A 15,053-nucleotide genomic window follows, 5' to 3' on the forward strand; every position below is an offset into this window, starting at 1 on the left:
AGGAAACCGTCCATGCCGCGCTTTGCCGCCAACCTGTCCATGATGTTCGGGGAACTCCCCTTCCTGGACCGCTTCGCCGCCGCCCGCGCGGCCGGCTTCAGCGCGGTCGAGTTCATGTTTCCCTATGATTTCCCGGCCGCGGAGATCGCCAAGCGCCTCGCCGACAACGACCTGGCTCAGGTCCTGTTCAATGCGCCCCCGGGCGATTCGAGCAAGGGCGAACGTGGCACCGCCTGCCTGCCCGGGCGGCAGCAGGAGTTCCGCGACGGGGTGCGGCAGGCGCTGGATTATGCCGCCGCCCTCTCCTGCCCCCGCCTGCACCTGATGGCCGGCATTGCCCCCGCTGGCGTGGCGCGGGATACGCTGACCGGCGTCTATACCGCCAACCTGGCCTGGGCAGCCGAGGAAGCCGCCAAGTTCGGCGTGAAGCCGTTGATCGAGCCGATCAACCACCGGGACATCCCCGGCATGTTCCTCAATACCATGGAGCAGGGTGCGGCCATCATCGCGGCGGTGGGGCCGGAACGGCTGGGGCTGCAGTTCGACCTTTACCATTGCCAGGTGACGGAGGGCGACATCGTCAAGCGGGTGGAAAAGCACCTGCCGATCATCGCGCACATGCAGGTGGCCGATGTTCCCGGCCGTAACGAACCTGGCACCGGAGAGGTAAACTGGCCTTTCGTCTTCGAGCGGATTGACGCGCTCGGATACCGTGGCTGGATCGGATGCGAGTACCGCCCAATGGGGGAGACCGTCGCTGGCCTCGGCTGGTTCGCACCTTACCGCGCCTGAGGGCGGAGCAGCACCGCGATACTGAAACTGCGCCTTGGCTTTCCGCAGCCAGCTTGAACACCACTATTGGTGTTGCCTTCTCCCAAAGGGAAGCGCATTTTCCCATCCGGTGAGCACCACGCGAGACGCTTCTCCTGTGGCGCTTTCTTTTACCCGGGCTTTTAGCTTCGAGAGGTAGTCATGCGGTTCGCAGATATCGGTCAGCAGTTGCGGGCCTACCGTCTCGAGTCCGGCATGCGGGCGGAGGAAATCGCCGCCCGCCTCGGCGTCTCCCGCGCCGCCCTCTACCGGTATGAGAAGGGCGAGGTCATCAAGCTGGACACGATCCGGCGCCTCGCTGAACTTCTGAAGATCTCGCCGCTGTCCTTGCTGGGCATTGGCGTGGAGTATTTCTCCCGCCCCCTCGCCTTCCAGGAACGGCTGCGGCAGGTCGAGGAGCAGGCCGACCAGATCCTGCAGGTCGGTGGCGCCGTCTGCTACCAGACCACCACGGAAGCCTTCGACGGCGCCCTGGCAGAGGCCTGGGCCGAGGCTGCCGATCAGGCGCAGGAGCGTATCGCCGCGCGCGCCGCCGCCGACCAGGCCATGGGGCTCCTCGCCGCGCGCAAGAAGCTGCACCAGGCACGGCGGGCCAATATCATCGCCATGCTGTCCGAGACCGCCTTGCGGCGCATGCTGATGGAAGGGGTGGCTGCTGGCGCCGGCCTTTCCGAGCGTACCCGCACCCGTTGCCGCCTTGCCGCCCGCACCGAGGCCGAGAGCATCGCCGCGCAGATGGAAACCGTGCCGATCGGACTGCAGTTGGGCCTGCTGGCCTCGGAACCTGCCGGCAACTTCCTGGTCCTGCGTGGGCGGGAGCGCGCGCATGTCTGCCTCAGCCCCTTCGCGCCGGAGATGACGCCGGGCGCCGGCATCGGCGTCGGCAGCATCACGGCGGCGGATGAGGCGGTAAGCGCCCACCAGCGGGTCGCCGAAGCCGCCTGGCGCGATGCGCTGAAAGGCGCCGCCGCCGCCGGCCGCGTGCGCGACCTGATCCGGGAGACGGCGCGCTAAAGCTCGATCCGCGCTTCCATCACTTCATCATCGCCGGGCACGCGGCGCAGGGTGAAGCCCAGCGCCTTCACGAAGCCGATCATCGGCCGGTTATCGGCCAGGACCTGCCCTGCCACGGTATGCAGGCCCTGGGCACGGGCCCAGGCCAGCAACTGCTCCATCAGGTGGCGCGCAAGCCCCTGCCCCTTCCAATCGGGCAAGGTGACAACAGCGAATTCCCCGGTATCGCTACCCGGCTCGCGGATCAGCCGCGCACTGCCAACGGTGCGGTCCGGTCCATCCTGGCGCTGCTCCACCGCCACGAAGGCCATTTCCCGGTCGTAGTCGATCTGCGTCATGCGCACGATCTGCTCGGGCGGCAGCGCCCGGATCTGCGTGAAGAAGCGCCAGCGCACGTCTTCAGGGGTCAGTTGCCGAAAGGCCTCGGCATGCGCTTCGGCATCCTCGGGGCGGATGGGACGCACCATGAGCTTGCGGCCGTCGCGTGCTGTCCATTCATGCGTCAACTGTGCCGGATAGGGGGGAACAGCCAGGAAGCCCGCCTCCCCCGGCGGGCGCAGGCGGAGCGAGGCATCCAGCACCACGGCCTCCTGCCGTCGGGCCAGCAGCGGGTTTATGATCAGGTCTTCAACCTCGGGGAAGTCGACCGCGATCTGCGAGACGCGAACCAGCGTATCCACCACCCGTTCCAGATCGACGGCAGCGAGATCGCGGAAGCCGGATAGCAACCGGGCACCGCGCGTGCGGCGGATCTGCGCCAGCGCCAGCGCCCGGTTCAGCGGCGGGAGGTCAAAGGCGACGTCCGGCTCGAAATCCGACGCGGTGCCGCCGCGCCCGAAGCCGATCCAGGGGCCGAACATCGGGTCGTCCCCCAGGCGAATCCGCAATTCATGGGCCTTGGGCGTGCCGAGGCCGAGCATCCGCTGCACCAGAACCCCTTGCAGGCGCAGGCCGGGATGGTCACGCCGTGCCTGCTCCAGCATCGTGGCGGCCGCTTGTGCGACGGCAGCGGCATCCGGCAGGTTGAGCATGACGCCGCCGATCTCCGTCTTGCGCGGCAGGTCGGGGCTGGAAAGCTTCACCACCACCGGAAAGCCCAAGCGCTGTGCCGCAGCAGCGGCGGCGTCGGGGTCGGCCGCGATTTCTCCGGGCACCACAGGCTGGCCATAGGCGGCCAGGATCGACAAAGCCTCCTGCTCCGTCAGCGAAAGGCGGCCTTCCGCGCGTACGCCATCCAGAATGCGCCGGACGGCGGCCCGGTCAGGCGTCAGATGCAGCACGTCCCGTGGCGGCAGTTCGGCTGCGGCGGCGCGGTTGCGGCGGTCCACCGCCAGATGCAGCGCTCCGCGTACCGCCGCTTCCGGCGAGGCGAAGACGGCAATGCCAGCCTGCGCCAAGCGCCGCCTTGCGGGCTCGGCACTGGCATGTCCCAGCCAACCCGCGAGGACCGGTGCGCCACGGGTCGCTTTGGCGGCAGCGGCCATGTTGCCGGCCGCGACCACCTCGTCCTCACCGGCAGACGGGGAGTGCACCGCCACCACGGCATCCACCTCCGGCAAAGCCGCCAGCAGGGCAGCGGCTTCGGCGAGGCGATGCGCCTGCCCGCGCGGCAACAGGAGGGGATTGGCCGCCGAGGCGTCCGGCAGCACCAGGGCCATGGTCCTGCCGGCTGCCTCACCCCAGCAGGCCAGCCGGGCGCCGCTGGCCACCACCGCATCGGCCGCGAGCTGCGCGGGCCCCTGGCCGTTGGAGACGATGGCGATGCGGTCTCCCGCCATGGCATCCGGCCCGGTGCGGCGGGCTGGCCTCACCCTGGCCAGGGTCTCGGCGGCGGCCAACAGGTCCTCGAAGCCATTGACGCGCAGCACGCCAGCGCGGCGCAATGCCGCCTCCATCACCGCATCCGCCGTGCCGGAAGCATCGTTCTGCCGGCCGCCGGGCCTCAGGGCCACCACGGGGCGGGTGCGCGCCGTGGCGCGGGCGGCGGAGATAAACATCCGGCGGTTCTTGATGCGCCGGATATCCAGCAACACCGCGCCCGCCATGGCGTCGCGTGCCAGCCAGTCCAGCGCCATGGCGAAACCCACGCCCTGGTTGGTGCCGATGCCAAGGATGTGGCTGAAGCCAAGTTCCTCCCCGGCGGCCCAATCTATCACGGCACGCGCGGTGGCGGAGGACTGGCAGAGCAAGGCCAACCGCCCCGGGCGAGGCGTAATATGTGAGAGGCTGGCATTCAGCCCGAGCGCCGGCAGGCACAGGCCGAAGCTATGGGAACCAAAAGCCCGCACGCCCGTCCATGCACTCAGCGCTGCCAGATCGGGCGAAGCCACCGGCACCACCGCGGCAAAGCAACCACGAGCGGCGAGACTTTCCATCGCCCGGGCCTGCGCCTCAGGCGGCAGGCACAACACGGCCAGATCGGGGGGCTCCGGCAGATCCTCGATGCTGGCTGCCGGGGCCAGCCCATCCTGCTGGCAGCCGACGGCATAGAGGCTGCCCTTGAAGCCGCCGGAAGCCAGGTTGTGCGCCAGGATCGCGGTTTCACCTAGCGTCTCATCACCCACCAGCACCACGGATCGGGGCCGGAAAAGCGCCGTGTCGCGAAAACCGTGCGGAGAGCGGGAGAGCGGAACGGGCAAGGTCATGACGCCATCAGCATGGCGCGGCCCTGCCCGTTCCGGCAACTCCGCTGGGCTTCAGGCGGCCAGCAGTTCCTTCGCCGCCAGCTCCTTCGCCAGGAAGGCCGCCAGGGCGCCCGGGCCGGAGCGGGCGGTGCCGGCGACACCGGCAGCTTCCTCAGCGGCAGCGTTGTAGTTGGTATTGGTGTTTACGTCATAGACCAGCGCGCGGCCATCGGCCTTGCGGATGAACTCCACGCCCGCCACATCAATACCGCTGTTGAACAGGAAGCTTTCCAGGCGCTCCCGCAGGGCCGGCTCCACGCTGCCTTCCGGCAGGATGCTGAAGCGGGGCGCGGCGGCCGGCGCAGGCTGGGTGCCCACGGGGCAAGCCGCATCGCCGATGGCGCAGACATCCGCCGGGCAGAGTTCGAAGCCCGCCGTCGTATCAACCTCCACCGCGTAAACGAAGCGGCCGCCCACGAACTCGGCGCGGGTGATCACCGGACGCGGCGCGCGGATATATTCCTGCAGCAGCCAGATGCCGTCGATCGGCGCTTCATCCTCCGGCAGGGTCGCCAGCTGATCCGCGAGAGCCTGAGGCGAAGTGAAAAGGCGTACGCCAAGGCCCTTCCCGCCCCGGTTCGGCTTCAGGATCACCGGCCCTTCGCCAAAGTAGCGACGGGCAGTCTCGATCAGCACCTGCGGGCCGTCCTGCACCAGAACAGTGTGGGGAACCGAAAGGCCCGCGGCTTCAAGCGCCGCATATTGCCGGACCTTGCTGATTTCCAGATCCAGCGCGCGGGGCCCATTCACCACCCGGCGGCCGTGGCGCGTCAGCCAAGCCAGCACGGCAGCGGTCAGCTCCGCGGAATAACGGTGCCCCCGCGTGTGGGAGGAGGCGCTCATCCGGTTGTAGTAGACGCCTTCCGGCGGCACGGCGGAGAGGTCGAAGACGCCACGGGAAAGGTCCAACTCAGCCCAGGGCAGGCCGATGCGGTCAAAAGCCTCCGCGAGAGGAGGCAGCCAAGCGGGATTCTCGTGAATCACATAGGCCTTGGTCATGACGAATCCTTTCCACCGCGTCTGGGCGTATAGCGCGTATATGGCCCGGTATATGCCCATGCCGCCACGCCATTCCAGTGGAAAGAATGCTGGTTTCTCAGTTATCCACTATTCTATATGTCAAAATAGGTGATTCACATCCTGACCAAAGCGGTCAAAGCTTGCGCCATAAACATGAATGGAAACCGCCTCTGCCGTTCCGAGGTTCGCGAGACGGTGGATCGTGCGCAAATCAGCTGGGCCAAAGGAGACTGCGCCCTGTCCTCGTAGGAGCGTTGCAGTCTGGCAGGGAGAAGAATTGCCCTCAGGAAGATCGTAAAAAGCTTCCGACAGCACGCCACGATGCACCCCGAGCGCGCACCAAGTGCGGTGGGCATGCACTGGGCTCATCTGCCCCGGCCGCCAGACCAAGGCCACCACGGCATAGCGACCGCTGGAGTCAGCGTGAAGAAGATGACGGATATAACCATTCGGGCAACTAGGGCAGGCGATCCCGTCTAATAGCTCTGGGTCGTGAAGATAGGCATGAATGGCGGCCGCAACGCGGCGCGGGCACCCGGGGGCATCACCTGCTACGGCATGGTGAATGTCGGCCAACATGGCGGAAAGGCTCGTCCTGCGAGGTGCGGCAAAGGCCATGGCCGCTTACACCGCTGTCAGCGCATCAGGCGCTGTCAGCGCCGCCAGGACCATAGCCTGCGATGCCGCCACCTGCTGCCTCATGATGGCTGCGGCTTCAGCGGCATGGCCGAGTGCCAGTGCCTCGATCAGTGCATGATGCTCGTGGGCCATCTCACCATTGCGATCACGGCGCCTAAGACCGAGCGCCAGCATGCGGGTACTCTCGTCCAGCAGCCGGTCAACCTGCCGTGCCAGGCGCCCATTGCCTGAGAGTTCAGCCAACGTAACGTGGAAGGCCTTATTGGCGTCCAGAAAGGCGTGGGTGCTTTCCTCGTCATCCGGCTGGTAGCCACAGGCGCAAATGGAGTCGAGGCGGCGCAGGAGTTCAGCGTCCACACGGCCGGCAGCCAATCGCGCGGCCTCCGGTTCCAGCAGTAATCGCAGGCCAAAAACCTCATGAATGTCGCGGATGGTCACCAACGACACGGTCCATCCACGGCGAGGCACGGCCTGCACCAGCCCCTCCTCTGCCAGCCTTGCCAGCGCGGCCCTGACCGGCGCTTTCCCAAGTCCCAGCTGCTGCGCCACCACAGCTTCGCTCAGTGTGGCACCTGGGCGCATGCGGGTTGTCAGGATCTCCCTCCGCAGCAGGCTGACTGCCTGCTCAGTGAGGGAAAGTGGAGTATCAAGCGAGGCAATGAGTGACATGCAGCTAAGCGTCCACTGACATGTCACAACGATATCAGCCTGCTTCTGGCGGCGCAAGGACGCAGCCAAATACGCAAAAACCCCTGGTACCGCGAGGCACCAGGGGTTCTTGAAGCCATTCGCTACAGCGCGAAGGTTAGTCCTTCATCACCACAGCCTGACGGCCGCGCTGTCCGTCCTTCACTTCCAGCGCCACCTTCTCGCCCTGCTGCACGTCCTGCTTGCCGGCGCGCTGCAGAACGGAGGAGTGCAGGAACACGTCCTGACCACCATCGTCCGGCGTCACGAAGCCGAAGCCGCGCACCTGGTCGAACCACTTCACAGTGCCATTCACGGCATAGGTCGGGCCACCCTCATCGCGGCCGAAGTCGCGGCGCGGCGGACGATCACCGAAGGAGCGCGGCGCGCCGAAGCCGCCGCCGCCACCGAAGCGGTCGCCACCACCGAAGTCGCGGCGCGGCGGGCGGTCGCCAAAGCCACCACCGCCGAAGCGGTCGCCACCACCGAAGTCACGACGCGGCGGGCGGTCGCCGAAGCCGCCACCGAAGCCGCCACCCGGGCCGCCGAAGTCACGACGAGGGGGACGGTCGCCGAAGTCGCGGCGCGGCGGACGGTCGCCGAAGCGGTCACCGCCAAAGTCGCGGCGCGGGCGGTCACCGCCGCCCGGGCCCAGCTTACGCTCATGGATCTTGGTGACCAGCCGGCGCCCCTGCCGGTCGGAGCCAATCTCGCAGACCAGCTTGTCGCCGGTCTCGGGGGGTTCGATTCCCGCTTCGGTCAGGGCCGACGCGTGGAAGAACACGTCCTGGCCATCCGGGCCCAGTACAAAGCCGAACCCCTTACGGCCATTGTACCACTTCACCTCGGCCTCAATCGGCCCGGTGCCACCCTGCGAATTGTTGTCCGGCAACACTGCGTCTCGTATCCGTAAAAACTACACGGCCCGACGGGATGCAGGACCGGCCCCAACATCCTTGCACCACAAGGCAACGATTGCTAGCCGAATCGGTGAGATTCACGAAGGAGTGGCTTGTTTTTCGGCGGCCGCCAGGAGTCGTGAGGGGCCGGCAGCGCCGCCCCCTCTCCACCCTGCCTTAGCCGGCGTCGGCGATGGCGCGCTTGGCCATCACGCCCACCAGATGCGCGCGATATTCGGCACTACCATGGATATCGCTGTTCAGCCCGTCCGGCGACTGCTTCACGCCTTCCAGCGCGCCAGCAGACCAATTGGAAGACAGTGCCGCTTCCATATCCGGCTGCCGGAAGGCACAGGGGCCGGCGCCGTTCACGCCCACCCGCACCCCCGAAGGCCCCTTGGCCAGGAAAACCCCCGCCATGGAATAACGGCTGGCCGGGTTGCGCAGCTTGGCATAGCCGGCCTTCTGGGGGATCGGGAAGGAAACGGCCACCAGCAACTCGCCCGGCTCCAGCGCCGTGGTGAACATGCCGAGGAAGAACTCGTCCGCCGGGATACGGCGGCTGTTGGTGATGAAGGTGGCATTCAGTGCCAGAGCGGCCGCCGGGTAATCCGCCGCGGGGTCATTGTTGGCCAGGCTGCCACCAAGCGTGCCGCGGTTACGGACCTGGGTGTCGCCAATGGTGGCCGCCATGCGGGCCAGCGCCGGGATGCCTTCCTTCACCAGCGGGTCGGTGGCGATTTCATAATGCTTGGTCATCGCGCCGATCACCAGCGCATCGCCTTCGCGCTTCACGCCGCGCAGTTCCGCGATGCCGCCGAGGTCTACCAGCGCCGTCGGCCGGTTCAGCCGGTGCTTCAGCGCCGGCAGCAGCGTCATGCCACCGGAAATCGGCTTCGCATCCGGGTCGGCGGCCAGGATCTTGACCGCATCGGCCACCGTGCTGGGCTTGTGGTACTCGAAATCGTACATGCCCTGCCCTCCTCAGCCAGCCGGCGCCAGCTCGGCGCGCTTGCCGTGCATTACCTCCGCCGCGGCGGCGATCGCCTTGACGATGTTATGGTAGCCGGTGCAGCGGCAGATATTGCCGTCCAGCCCCTCGCGGATGTCATGCTCCGTCAGGCCCTGGGGGTTCTTCTGCACCAGGTCGATGGCGCTCATCACCATGCCGGGGGTGCAGAAGCCGCACTGCAGCGCGTGGTACTCGCGGAAGGCTTCCTGCATCGGGTGCAGCGCACCATCGGCAGCGGCCAGGCCTTCGATGGTAGTGACCTGCGCGCCTTCGGCCTGCACCGCCAGGATGGTGCAAGCCTTCACGCTGTCGCCGTTGATATGGACCACGCAGGCGCCACACTGGCTGGTGTCGCAGCCGACATGCGTGCCCGTCAGGCGCAGCTTCTCTCGCAGCAGTTCCACGAGCAGGGTGCGGCTTTCGACCTCGACCGTATGATTCTGGCCGTTCACGGTCAGTGTGACCTGCGGCATTGGCGGATCCTCCGGAGGCGAAGACGCCGCGACGCGCGGCGATCGGGCATGAAGAGTCATCCGCCGCTGGGGCTCCGTCAAGTCAGCCCAGCATGATCAGAACGGTTCTCGCCAGAAGAAATCCGCGAATGCGATGCGTTCGCAAATAAAGGCGCAAGAAAAGGGGCCGAAGCCCCTTCTCCATCGTTACTCAGGCGTATTCCGGCACGCTGCGGGCCAACGGGTTCTGGCTCTCCGGCAGATCGTGCAGGTGGCAGGCCGCCCAGTGTCCCGTCACCGTCTGCTGCAGGCGCGGCTCGTCGCTCTTGCAGCGGTCGAAGGCATAGGGACAGCGGGTGTGGAAGCGGCAGCCGGAAGGTGGGCGGATCGGGCTCGGCACATCGCCCTTCAGGATGATGCGCTCTCGCGCCGAGCCCGGCTCCGGCACTGGCACGGCCGAGAGCAGGGCCTCGGTATAAGGGTGCTTGGGCGCGGCGAAGAGGCTGCGCTTCGGCGCGATCTCGACGATCTTGCCCAGGTACATCACGGCCACGCGATGCGTCATGTGCTCGACGATCGCAAGGTCATGGCTGATGAAGAGCAGCGCCAGACCAAGTTCCTTCTGCAGGTCCTGCAGCAGGTTCACGATCTGCGCCTTCACCGACACGTCCAGCGCCGAGACAGCCTCGTCGCAGATGATCAGCTCGGGCTCACCAGCCAGGGCGCGCGCGATGCAGATGCGCTGACGCTGGCCGCCGGAGAACTCATGCGGGAAACGGTTCACCGCGTCTCGAGGCAGCCGCACCGTGTCCATCAGCTTGCCAAGACGCTCTTCGAGATCGGCGGAGTTCTTCGCCAGCCCGAAGTTGCGGATCGGCTCAGCCAGCAGGTCACGCACCCGCATGCGTGGGTTCAGGCTGCTGAACGGGTCCTGGAAGACCACGCCCACCCGGCGGCGGACAGGCCGCAGCTTGTTGTCCGACAGGTCGTCGATACGCTGCCCGTCCAACACCACCTGTCCACCCGTCGGGCTGTAGAGGCGAAGGATGGTCTTGCCCACCGTGGACTTGCCACAGCCGGACTCGCCGACCAGCGAGAGCGTCTCGCCCTTGTTGACATGGAAGGACACGCCATCCACGGCATAGACGTAACCGGTTGTGCCCCCGAAGAAGCCCGCCTTGATCGGGAAGTGCTTCTTGAGGTCGTTGACCTCCAGGAGCGGGCGGCCGGCGTGAACGGTGGACTGGGGCGCGGTTCGGCTCATGGTCGCACTCATGCTGGCACAGCCTCCTTGGTCGCATAATGGCAGGCGGCTTGGTGGCGGGGCGCCTTCTCCTCCAGCGCCGGGGCGATCTCCAGGCAGAGTTCAGTCTGCTGCGGGCAGCGGCTGGCGAAGACACAGCCCTGGATCCGCTTCTTCAGGCTCGGCACGAGGCCGGGGATTTCCGCCAGCCGCGTGCTCTCCCCCGTCAGGGAAGAACCCAGCTTCGGCACCGCGCCTAGCAAGCCCTTGGTATAGGGGTGCTTCGGGTTGGTGAAGAGCTCGTTGACCGGCGCTTCCTCAACCTTCCGGCCGGCATACATGACGATCACCCGCTCCGCGACCTCGGCCACCACGCCCAGGTCATGGGTGATCAGCACAATGGCCGCGCCAACGCGGTGCTTCAGATCCCGCATCAGGTCCAGAATCTGCGCCTGGATGGTCACGTCGAGCGCGGTGGTCGGCTCATCGGCGATCAACAGCTTCGGGTTACAGGCCAGAGCGATCGCGATCATGACACGCTGCCGCATGCCGCCGGAAAGCTGGTGGGGATATTCCTTCACCCGCTTGTCCGGAGCCGGGATGCCGACGAGGCGCAGCATCTCCACCGCGCGCGCCTCGGCTTCCTTCTTGGACAGGCCCTGGTGCAACCGCAGCGCCTCGCCGATCTGCTGGCCGATGGAGAGCACCGGGTTCAGCGAGGTCATCGGCTCCTGGAAGATCATGCTGATCTCGTTGCCGCGGATGGCGCGCATCTCGCGGTCCGAGAGCTTCAACAGGTCCTTGCCGTTGAAGCGGATGGAGCCGGCGATCTTGCCCGGCGGCTCCGGGATCAGCCGCAGGATGGACATGGAGGTCACGGACTTGCCGCAGCCGGATTCACCGACGATGGCCACCGTCTCACCGGCTTCCACGGAAAAGGTCAGGCCATCCACGGCACGGTTGACGCCATCGGCCGTGGCGAAATGCGTCTGCAGGTTTTCGACTTCGAGGAGTGCCATGGTGCTTACACCCGCTTCGCCAGGCGCGGGTCGAGCGAATCCCGCAGGCCGTCGCCCAGCAGGTTCACCGCCAGCACGGTGATGGAAAGGAAGATCGCCGGGAAGAACACGATATAAGGCTTCACCTGCCACAGTGCCCGACCCTCGGCCATGATATTGCCCCAGGACGGGATGATCGGCGGCGTGCCGGCCCCGATGAAGCTCAGGATGGCTTCGGCGATCATGGCGCTGGCGCAGATATAGGTCGCCTGGACCGTCATGGGCGCCAGGGTGTTCGGCAGGATGTGCCGCCAGATGATGACAGGCGTTCGCGTGCCGGAGGCGATCGCCGCCTCGACATAGGGCTGCTCGCGCAGGCTCAGCACGACGCCACGCACCAGGCGGGACACGCGCGGGATCTCCGCGATGGTGATGGCCAGGATGACGTTGCCGACGGAGCCACGGGTCAGCGCCATCAGGGCGATGGCGAGCAGAATGGACGGGATCGACATCAGCCCGTCCATGACGCGCATGATGATGCTGTCGGCCCAGCGAATGAAGCCGGCCACGAGGCCGATGAACAGGCCGATCACCGAGGAGGCGATGGCCACGCCGAAGCCGACCATCAGCGAAACGCGGGTGCCGTACAGCACGCGGGAATACACGTCCCGGCCCAGCATGTCCGTACCAAACCACCAGCGCTCACCCGGCGGCCGGGTCCGCATGGCCGGAGCCAGGGCGGTCGGATCCTTGGTCCACAGGAAAGGCGCAAAGATGGCGATGGCCAACATCACCAGCAGCAGGAAGCCACCGATGGCAATGGTGGGGTAGCGATACAGGTAGCCGAGGAAGCCCTTCCGCGCGCGGCGGTCGGGCAGGATGTCCGGCATCTGGGGCGCCGCGGCGGGGGTTCCGCCGGGCGGAAGGACGGTGGTGCTCAATACCGGATCCTCGGGTCGAACAGGGTGTAGCTCAGGTCGATCAGCAGATTGACCAGCACGTAAACGAAGGAGAACAGCAGGATCACGCCCTGGATGACCGGATAGTCACGGCGCAGGATGGCATCCACTGTCAGGCGGCCCAGGCCAGGGATCGCGAAGACGCTTTCCGTGACGACCGCACCGCCGATCAGCAGCGCGACGCCGATGCCGATGACGGTGACGATCGGCACCGCCGCGTTCTTCAGCGCATGCAGGAAGAGGATGGTACGCTGCCCGGCGCCCTTGGCCCGGGCAGTGCGGATGTAATCCTGCTGCAGGATCTCCAGCATGGTCGCGCGCGTGATGCGGGCGATCAGGGCGATATAGACGCCGCCCAGGGAAATGGCCGGCAGAATCAGATTTTGCAGCCAGGGCCAGAAGCCATTTGAAATCGGCGTGTAGCCCTGCACCGGCAGCAAGTCGAACTCCAGCGCGAAAACATAGGCCAGCAGATAACCCACGACGAAAACGGGGACCGAGAAACCCAGAACGGCAAAGCTCATCACCAGCCGGTCGATCCAGGAGCCGGACTTCCAGGCAGCGACAACACCAAGCGGCACCGCCACACTGATGGCGAGGATCAACGTGACAACCATGAGCGACAGCGTCGGCTCGATCCGCTGCGCGATCATGCGCGTCACCGGCAGGTTGGTGAAAATGGACAAGCCAAGGTCACCGCGCACGATGTTCCAGGCCCACTCACCGAAGCGGATCAAGAACGGGCGGTCCAGCCCCAGGCTGGCACGAATCCGCTCCACGTCGGCAGGCGTCGCCTGGTCGCCGGCGATAACCGCCGCCGGGTCACCCGGCGCCAGGTACAAAAGGCTGAATACGAAGAGCGCGACAATCGCCATGACGGGAATCGTCGCGGCGACGCGTCGGATGGTATAGGCGAGCATGATAATCCGATCAGGTTTTTGAGACACCCCAGAAGAACGGCGCGGGCGCTTTCACGACACCCGAGATGTTCTTACGCCAAGCCTGGTAGGACAAGAAAAATCCCGTAGGCGCGAAGAGACCGAAGTCCACGGCAGCCGCGTTCATCTTGTCCACGGCCGCTTTCTCGCCAGCGAGGTCGCTGGCGGCGAACCATTCATCTCGCGCGGCTTCGATGGCGTCGCTCTTGGGCCAGCCGAACCAGGCGGCATCCCCGTTGGCACGCATCGCCGTATAGGGCGCGGGATTGATGCAATCGGCGCCGGCATGCCAGGTGTGGAAGATATGCCATCCCCCCTGCCCCGGCGGCGCCTTGACGGCGCGGCGGGACCCCACCGTGCCCCAGTCGGTCGCCACGAAATCCACGTTCATACCGATCTGCTTGAGGAGGTCCGCGCTGACATCGCCGAATGCCTTGGTGATCGGCTGGTCCTGGGCCACCAGCAGCGTGATCGGCTGGCCGCCATATCCAGCCTCAGCCAGCAGCTTCCGGGCGCCATCGATGTCGCGGCGGCCCTTCAGGATCTCGCCACCAGCCTCCGTGTAGAGTGAGGTACCGGGCGTGAAGAAGCCGCCCATCTCCTTCCAGAGGCTCTGATCCTCACCGACCAGGGCGCGCATGTAGTCTTCCTGCCTCAGCGCCATCAGGACGGCTCGGCGGGCGCGCGGGTCGTTGAAAGGCGGGTGCAGATGGTTCATCCGGAAGCTGCCCACATTTCCAAGCGGATCAGCGATATCCACTTCGATATTGCGGTTCCTCTTCAGGATAGGCACGAGGTCGGCGATAGGATTTTCCCACCAATCCACCTCGCCATTCTGCAATGCGGCGGAAGCTGTGGCGGGATCGGGCATCACCACCCATTCCACCCGGTCCACCAGCACCCGCTTGGCACCGGCGAGCCAACTCGGCGCCTCGTCACGCGATACATAACCATCGAACTTCGCGAAAACGGCCTTGGCACCCGGCACCCATTCCTCTCGCACGAAGCGGAAAGGGCCGGAGCCGACATACTCGGTGATCTGCTGGAAAGGATCGGTCCGCGCGATGCGCTCCGGCATGATGAAGGCACAGGGCGCGTTGTTCTTGCCCAGCGCCAGCAGCATCTTCGGATAGGGCTTCTTCAGGGACCAGCGGAAGGTACGGTCATCCACCGCCACCAGCTCGTTCTGCTGCGCGCGGATCATCTGGCCCATGGGGTCGCGCACGGCCCAGCGGTTCAGGCTGGCCACCACGTCGCGGGCGCGCACCGGCTCGTTGTCGTGGAACTTCAGGCCAGGGCGCAGCCTGAAGGTCCAGACCAGCCCATCGCCTGAAACCTCTTCCGCCTCGACCATCTGGCGGCGCGGAACGATCTCAGCATCGACCCCGTAGAGCGTGTCCCAGACCAGCAGAGATGCGTTTCGCACCACATACTGACTGCCCCAAATCGGGTCGAAATTGGCGAGGTTCGCCTGCGGCACGAAGCGGAGGGTTCGTGCCGCTGTGCCCTGGGCAAGCGCTGGGGCTGCCAGGCCGCCGGTCGATGCCAGAACGCCACCGGCCAGGCCGGTCTTCAGAAAGGACCTTCGTTCCATTGTCACTCTCACCCCGTTCGTCGCCGAAGCCAGGGCCCTGCGAGATGCATGGCCGGATCAGACAAACACCAAGCACATGCCGT

At 66.3% G+C, this 15,053-nt stretch carries 14 protein-coding genes; 2 read left to right on the forward strand and 12 right to left on the reverse strand.

Translation table 11 applies throughout. From position 1 onward, the window contains the following. Window positions 1-12: 12 nt before the first annotated feature. Window positions 13-792 (forward strand): 2-oxo-tetronate isomerase, encoded by a 780-nt coding sequence (gene otnI, locus IBL25_RS00080; protein ID WP_187776509.1) that lies wholly within the window; start codon window positions 13-15, stop codon window positions 790-792. 180 nt (window positions 793-972) lie between these two features. Then, window positions 973-1,845: a helix-turn-helix domain-containing protein gene (locus IBL25_RS00085; RefSeq protein ID WP_187776510.1), complete on the forward strand. Its 873-nt coding sequence runs from the start codon at window positions 973-975 to the stop codon at window positions 1,843-1,845. Here IBL25_RS00085 and IBL25_RS00090 read toward each other — a convergent pair. From IBL25_RS00090 to IBL25_RS00145, 12 genes are all read right to left on the reverse strand, one after another. After that, window positions 1,842-4,490, reverse strand: a complete 2,649-nt coding sequence (locus IBL25_RS00090; RefSeq protein ID WP_187776511.1) for a bifunctional acetate--CoA ligase family protein/GNAT family N-acetyltransferase — start codon at window positions 4,488-4,490, stop codon at window positions 1,842-1,844. The genes IBL25_RS00085 and IBL25_RS00090 overlap by 4 nt on opposite strands. Window positions 4,491-4,541: 51 nt before the next feature. Beyond that, window positions 4,542-5,528, reverse strand: a complete 987-nt coding sequence (locus IBL25_RS00095; RefSeq protein ID WP_187776512.1) for an ATP-grasp domain-containing protein — start codon at window positions 5,526-5,528, stop codon at window positions 4,542-4,544. Between the two features lie 120 nt (window positions 5,529-5,648). After that, window positions 5,649-6,128, reverse strand: coding sequence for a cysteine dioxygenase family protein (locus tag IBL25_RS00100; RefSeq protein ID WP_238940109.1), 480 nt, complete (start codon window positions 6,126-6,128; stop codon window positions 5,649-5,651). Window positions 6,129-6,173: 45 nt separating this feature from the next. Beyond that, entirely contained in the window at window positions 6,174-6,857 is a 684-nt protein-coding gene (locus tag IBL25_RS00105) for a GntR family transcriptional regulator (protein WP_187776514.1), read from the reverse strand. Between the two features lie 136 nt (window positions 6,858-6,993). Then, on the reverse strand, window positions 6,994-7,770 hold the full coding sequence (locus IBL25_RS00110) for a cold-shock protein (RefSeq protein ID WP_187776515.1): 777 nt from the start codon (window positions 7,768-7,770) through the stop codon (window positions 6,994-6,996). Window positions 7,771-7,951: 181 nt separating this feature from the next. Next, window positions 7,952-8,746, reverse strand: a complete 795-nt coding sequence (locus tag IBL25_RS00115; RefSeq protein WP_187776516.1) for an FAD binding domain-containing protein — start codon at window positions 8,744-8,746, stop codon at window positions 7,952-7,954. A 12-nt stretch (window positions 8,747-8,758) separates the two neighbouring features. Further along, window positions 8,759-9,259, reverse strand: coding sequence for a (2Fe-2S)-binding protein (locus IBL25_RS00120; RefSeq protein ID WP_187776517.1), 501 nt, complete (start codon window positions 9,257-9,259; stop codon window positions 8,759-8,761). Window positions 9,260-9,449: 190 nt separating this feature from the next. Next, window positions 9,450-10,502 (reverse strand): ABC transporter ATP-binding protein, encoded by a 1,053-nt coding sequence (locus IBL25_RS00125; protein ID WP_187776518.1) that lies wholly within the window; start codon window positions 10,500-10,502, stop codon window positions 9,450-9,452. A gap of 8 nt (window positions 10,503-10,510) precedes the next feature. Continuing rightward, a complete protein-coding gene (locus tag IBL25_RS00130; protein WP_187776519.1) occupies window positions 10,511-11,500 on the reverse strand; it encodes an ABC transporter ATP-binding protein in 990 nt (329 codons plus the stop codon). A gap of 5 nt (window positions 11,501-11,505) precedes the next feature. Beyond that, window positions 11,506-12,420, reverse strand: coding sequence for an ABC transporter permease (locus tag IBL25_RS00135; RefSeq protein WP_379656033.1), 915 nt, complete (start codon window positions 12,418-12,420; stop codon window positions 11,506-11,508). Then, on the reverse strand, window positions 12,417-13,358 hold the full coding sequence (locus tag IBL25_RS00140; RefSeq protein WP_187776520.1) for an ABC transporter permease: 942 nt from the start codon (window positions 13,356-13,358) through the stop codon (window positions 12,417-12,419). Before IBL25_RS00140 ends, IBL25_RS00135 begins: the two co-directional genes overlap by 4 nt. Before the next feature lie 10 nt (window positions 13,359-13,368). Then, window positions 13,369-14,970 (reverse strand): ABC transporter substrate-binding protein, encoded by a 1,602-nt coding sequence (locus tag IBL25_RS00145; protein ID WP_187776521.1) that lies wholly within the window; start codon window positions 14,968-14,970, stop codon window positions 13,369-13,371. Window positions 14,971-15,053 lie beyond the last annotated feature (83 nt).

Origin of the sequence: Pseudoroseomonas ludipueritiae (genome assembly GCF_014490445.1) — a bacterium.
GTDB lineage: Bacteria > Pseudomonadota > Alphaproteobacteria > Acetobacterales > Acetobacteraceae > Pseudoroseomonas > Pseudoroseomonas ludipueritiae.

What these genes read in the sequence shown, in the direction of transcription:
- otnI (WP_187776509.1), top strand. Translation starts at nt 13, where the DNA reads ATGCCGCGCTTTGCCGCCAACCTGTCCATGATGTTCGGGGAACTCCCC.
- IBL25_RS00085 (WP_187776510.1), top strand. Translation starts at nt 973, where the DNA reads ATGCGGTTCGCAGATATCGGTCAGCAGTTGCGGGCCTACCGTCTCGAG.
- IBL25_RS00090 (WP_187776511.1), bottom strand. Translation starts at nt 4,490, where the DNA reads ATGACCTTGCCCGTTCCGCTCTCCCGCTCTCCGCACGGTTTTCGCGAC.
- IBL25_RS00095 (WP_187776512.1), bottom strand. Translation starts at nt 5,528, where the DNA reads ATGACCAAGGCCTATGTGATTCACGAGAATCCCGCTTGGCTGCCTCCT.
- IBL25_RS00100 (WP_238940109.1), bottom strand. Translation starts at nt 6,128, where the DNA reads ATGTTGGCCGACATTCACCATGCCGTAGCAGGTGATGCCCCCGGGTGC.
- IBL25_RS00105 (WP_187776514.1), bottom strand. Translation starts at nt 6,857, where the DNA reads ATGTCACTCATTGCCTCGCTTGATACTCCACTTTCCCTCACTGAGCAG.
- IBL25_RS00115 (WP_187776516.1), bottom strand. Translation starts at nt 8,746, where the DNA reads ATGTACGATTTCGAGTACCACAAGCCCAGCACGGTGGCCGATGCGGTC.
- IBL25_RS00120 (WP_187776517.1), bottom strand. Translation starts at nt 9,259, where the DNA reads ATGCCGCAGGTCACACTGACCGTGAACGGCCAGAATCATACGGTCGAG.
- IBL25_RS00125 (WP_187776518.1), bottom strand. Translation starts at nt 10,502, where the DNA reads ATGAGCCGAACCGCGCCCCAGTCCACCGTTCACGCCGGCCGCCCGCTC.
- IBL25_RS00130 (WP_187776519.1), bottom strand. Translation starts at nt 11,500, where the DNA reads ATGGCACTCCTCGAAGTCGAAAACCTGCAGACGCATTTCGCCACGGCC.
- IBL25_RS00140 (WP_187776520.1), bottom strand. Translation starts at nt 13,358, where the DNA reads ATGCTCGCCTATACCATCCGACGCGTCGCCGCGACGATTCCCGTCATG.
- IBL25_RS00145 (WP_187776521.1), bottom strand. Translation starts at nt 14,970, where the DNA reads ATGGAACGAAGGTCCTTTCTGAAGACCGGCCTGGCCGGTGGCGTTCTG.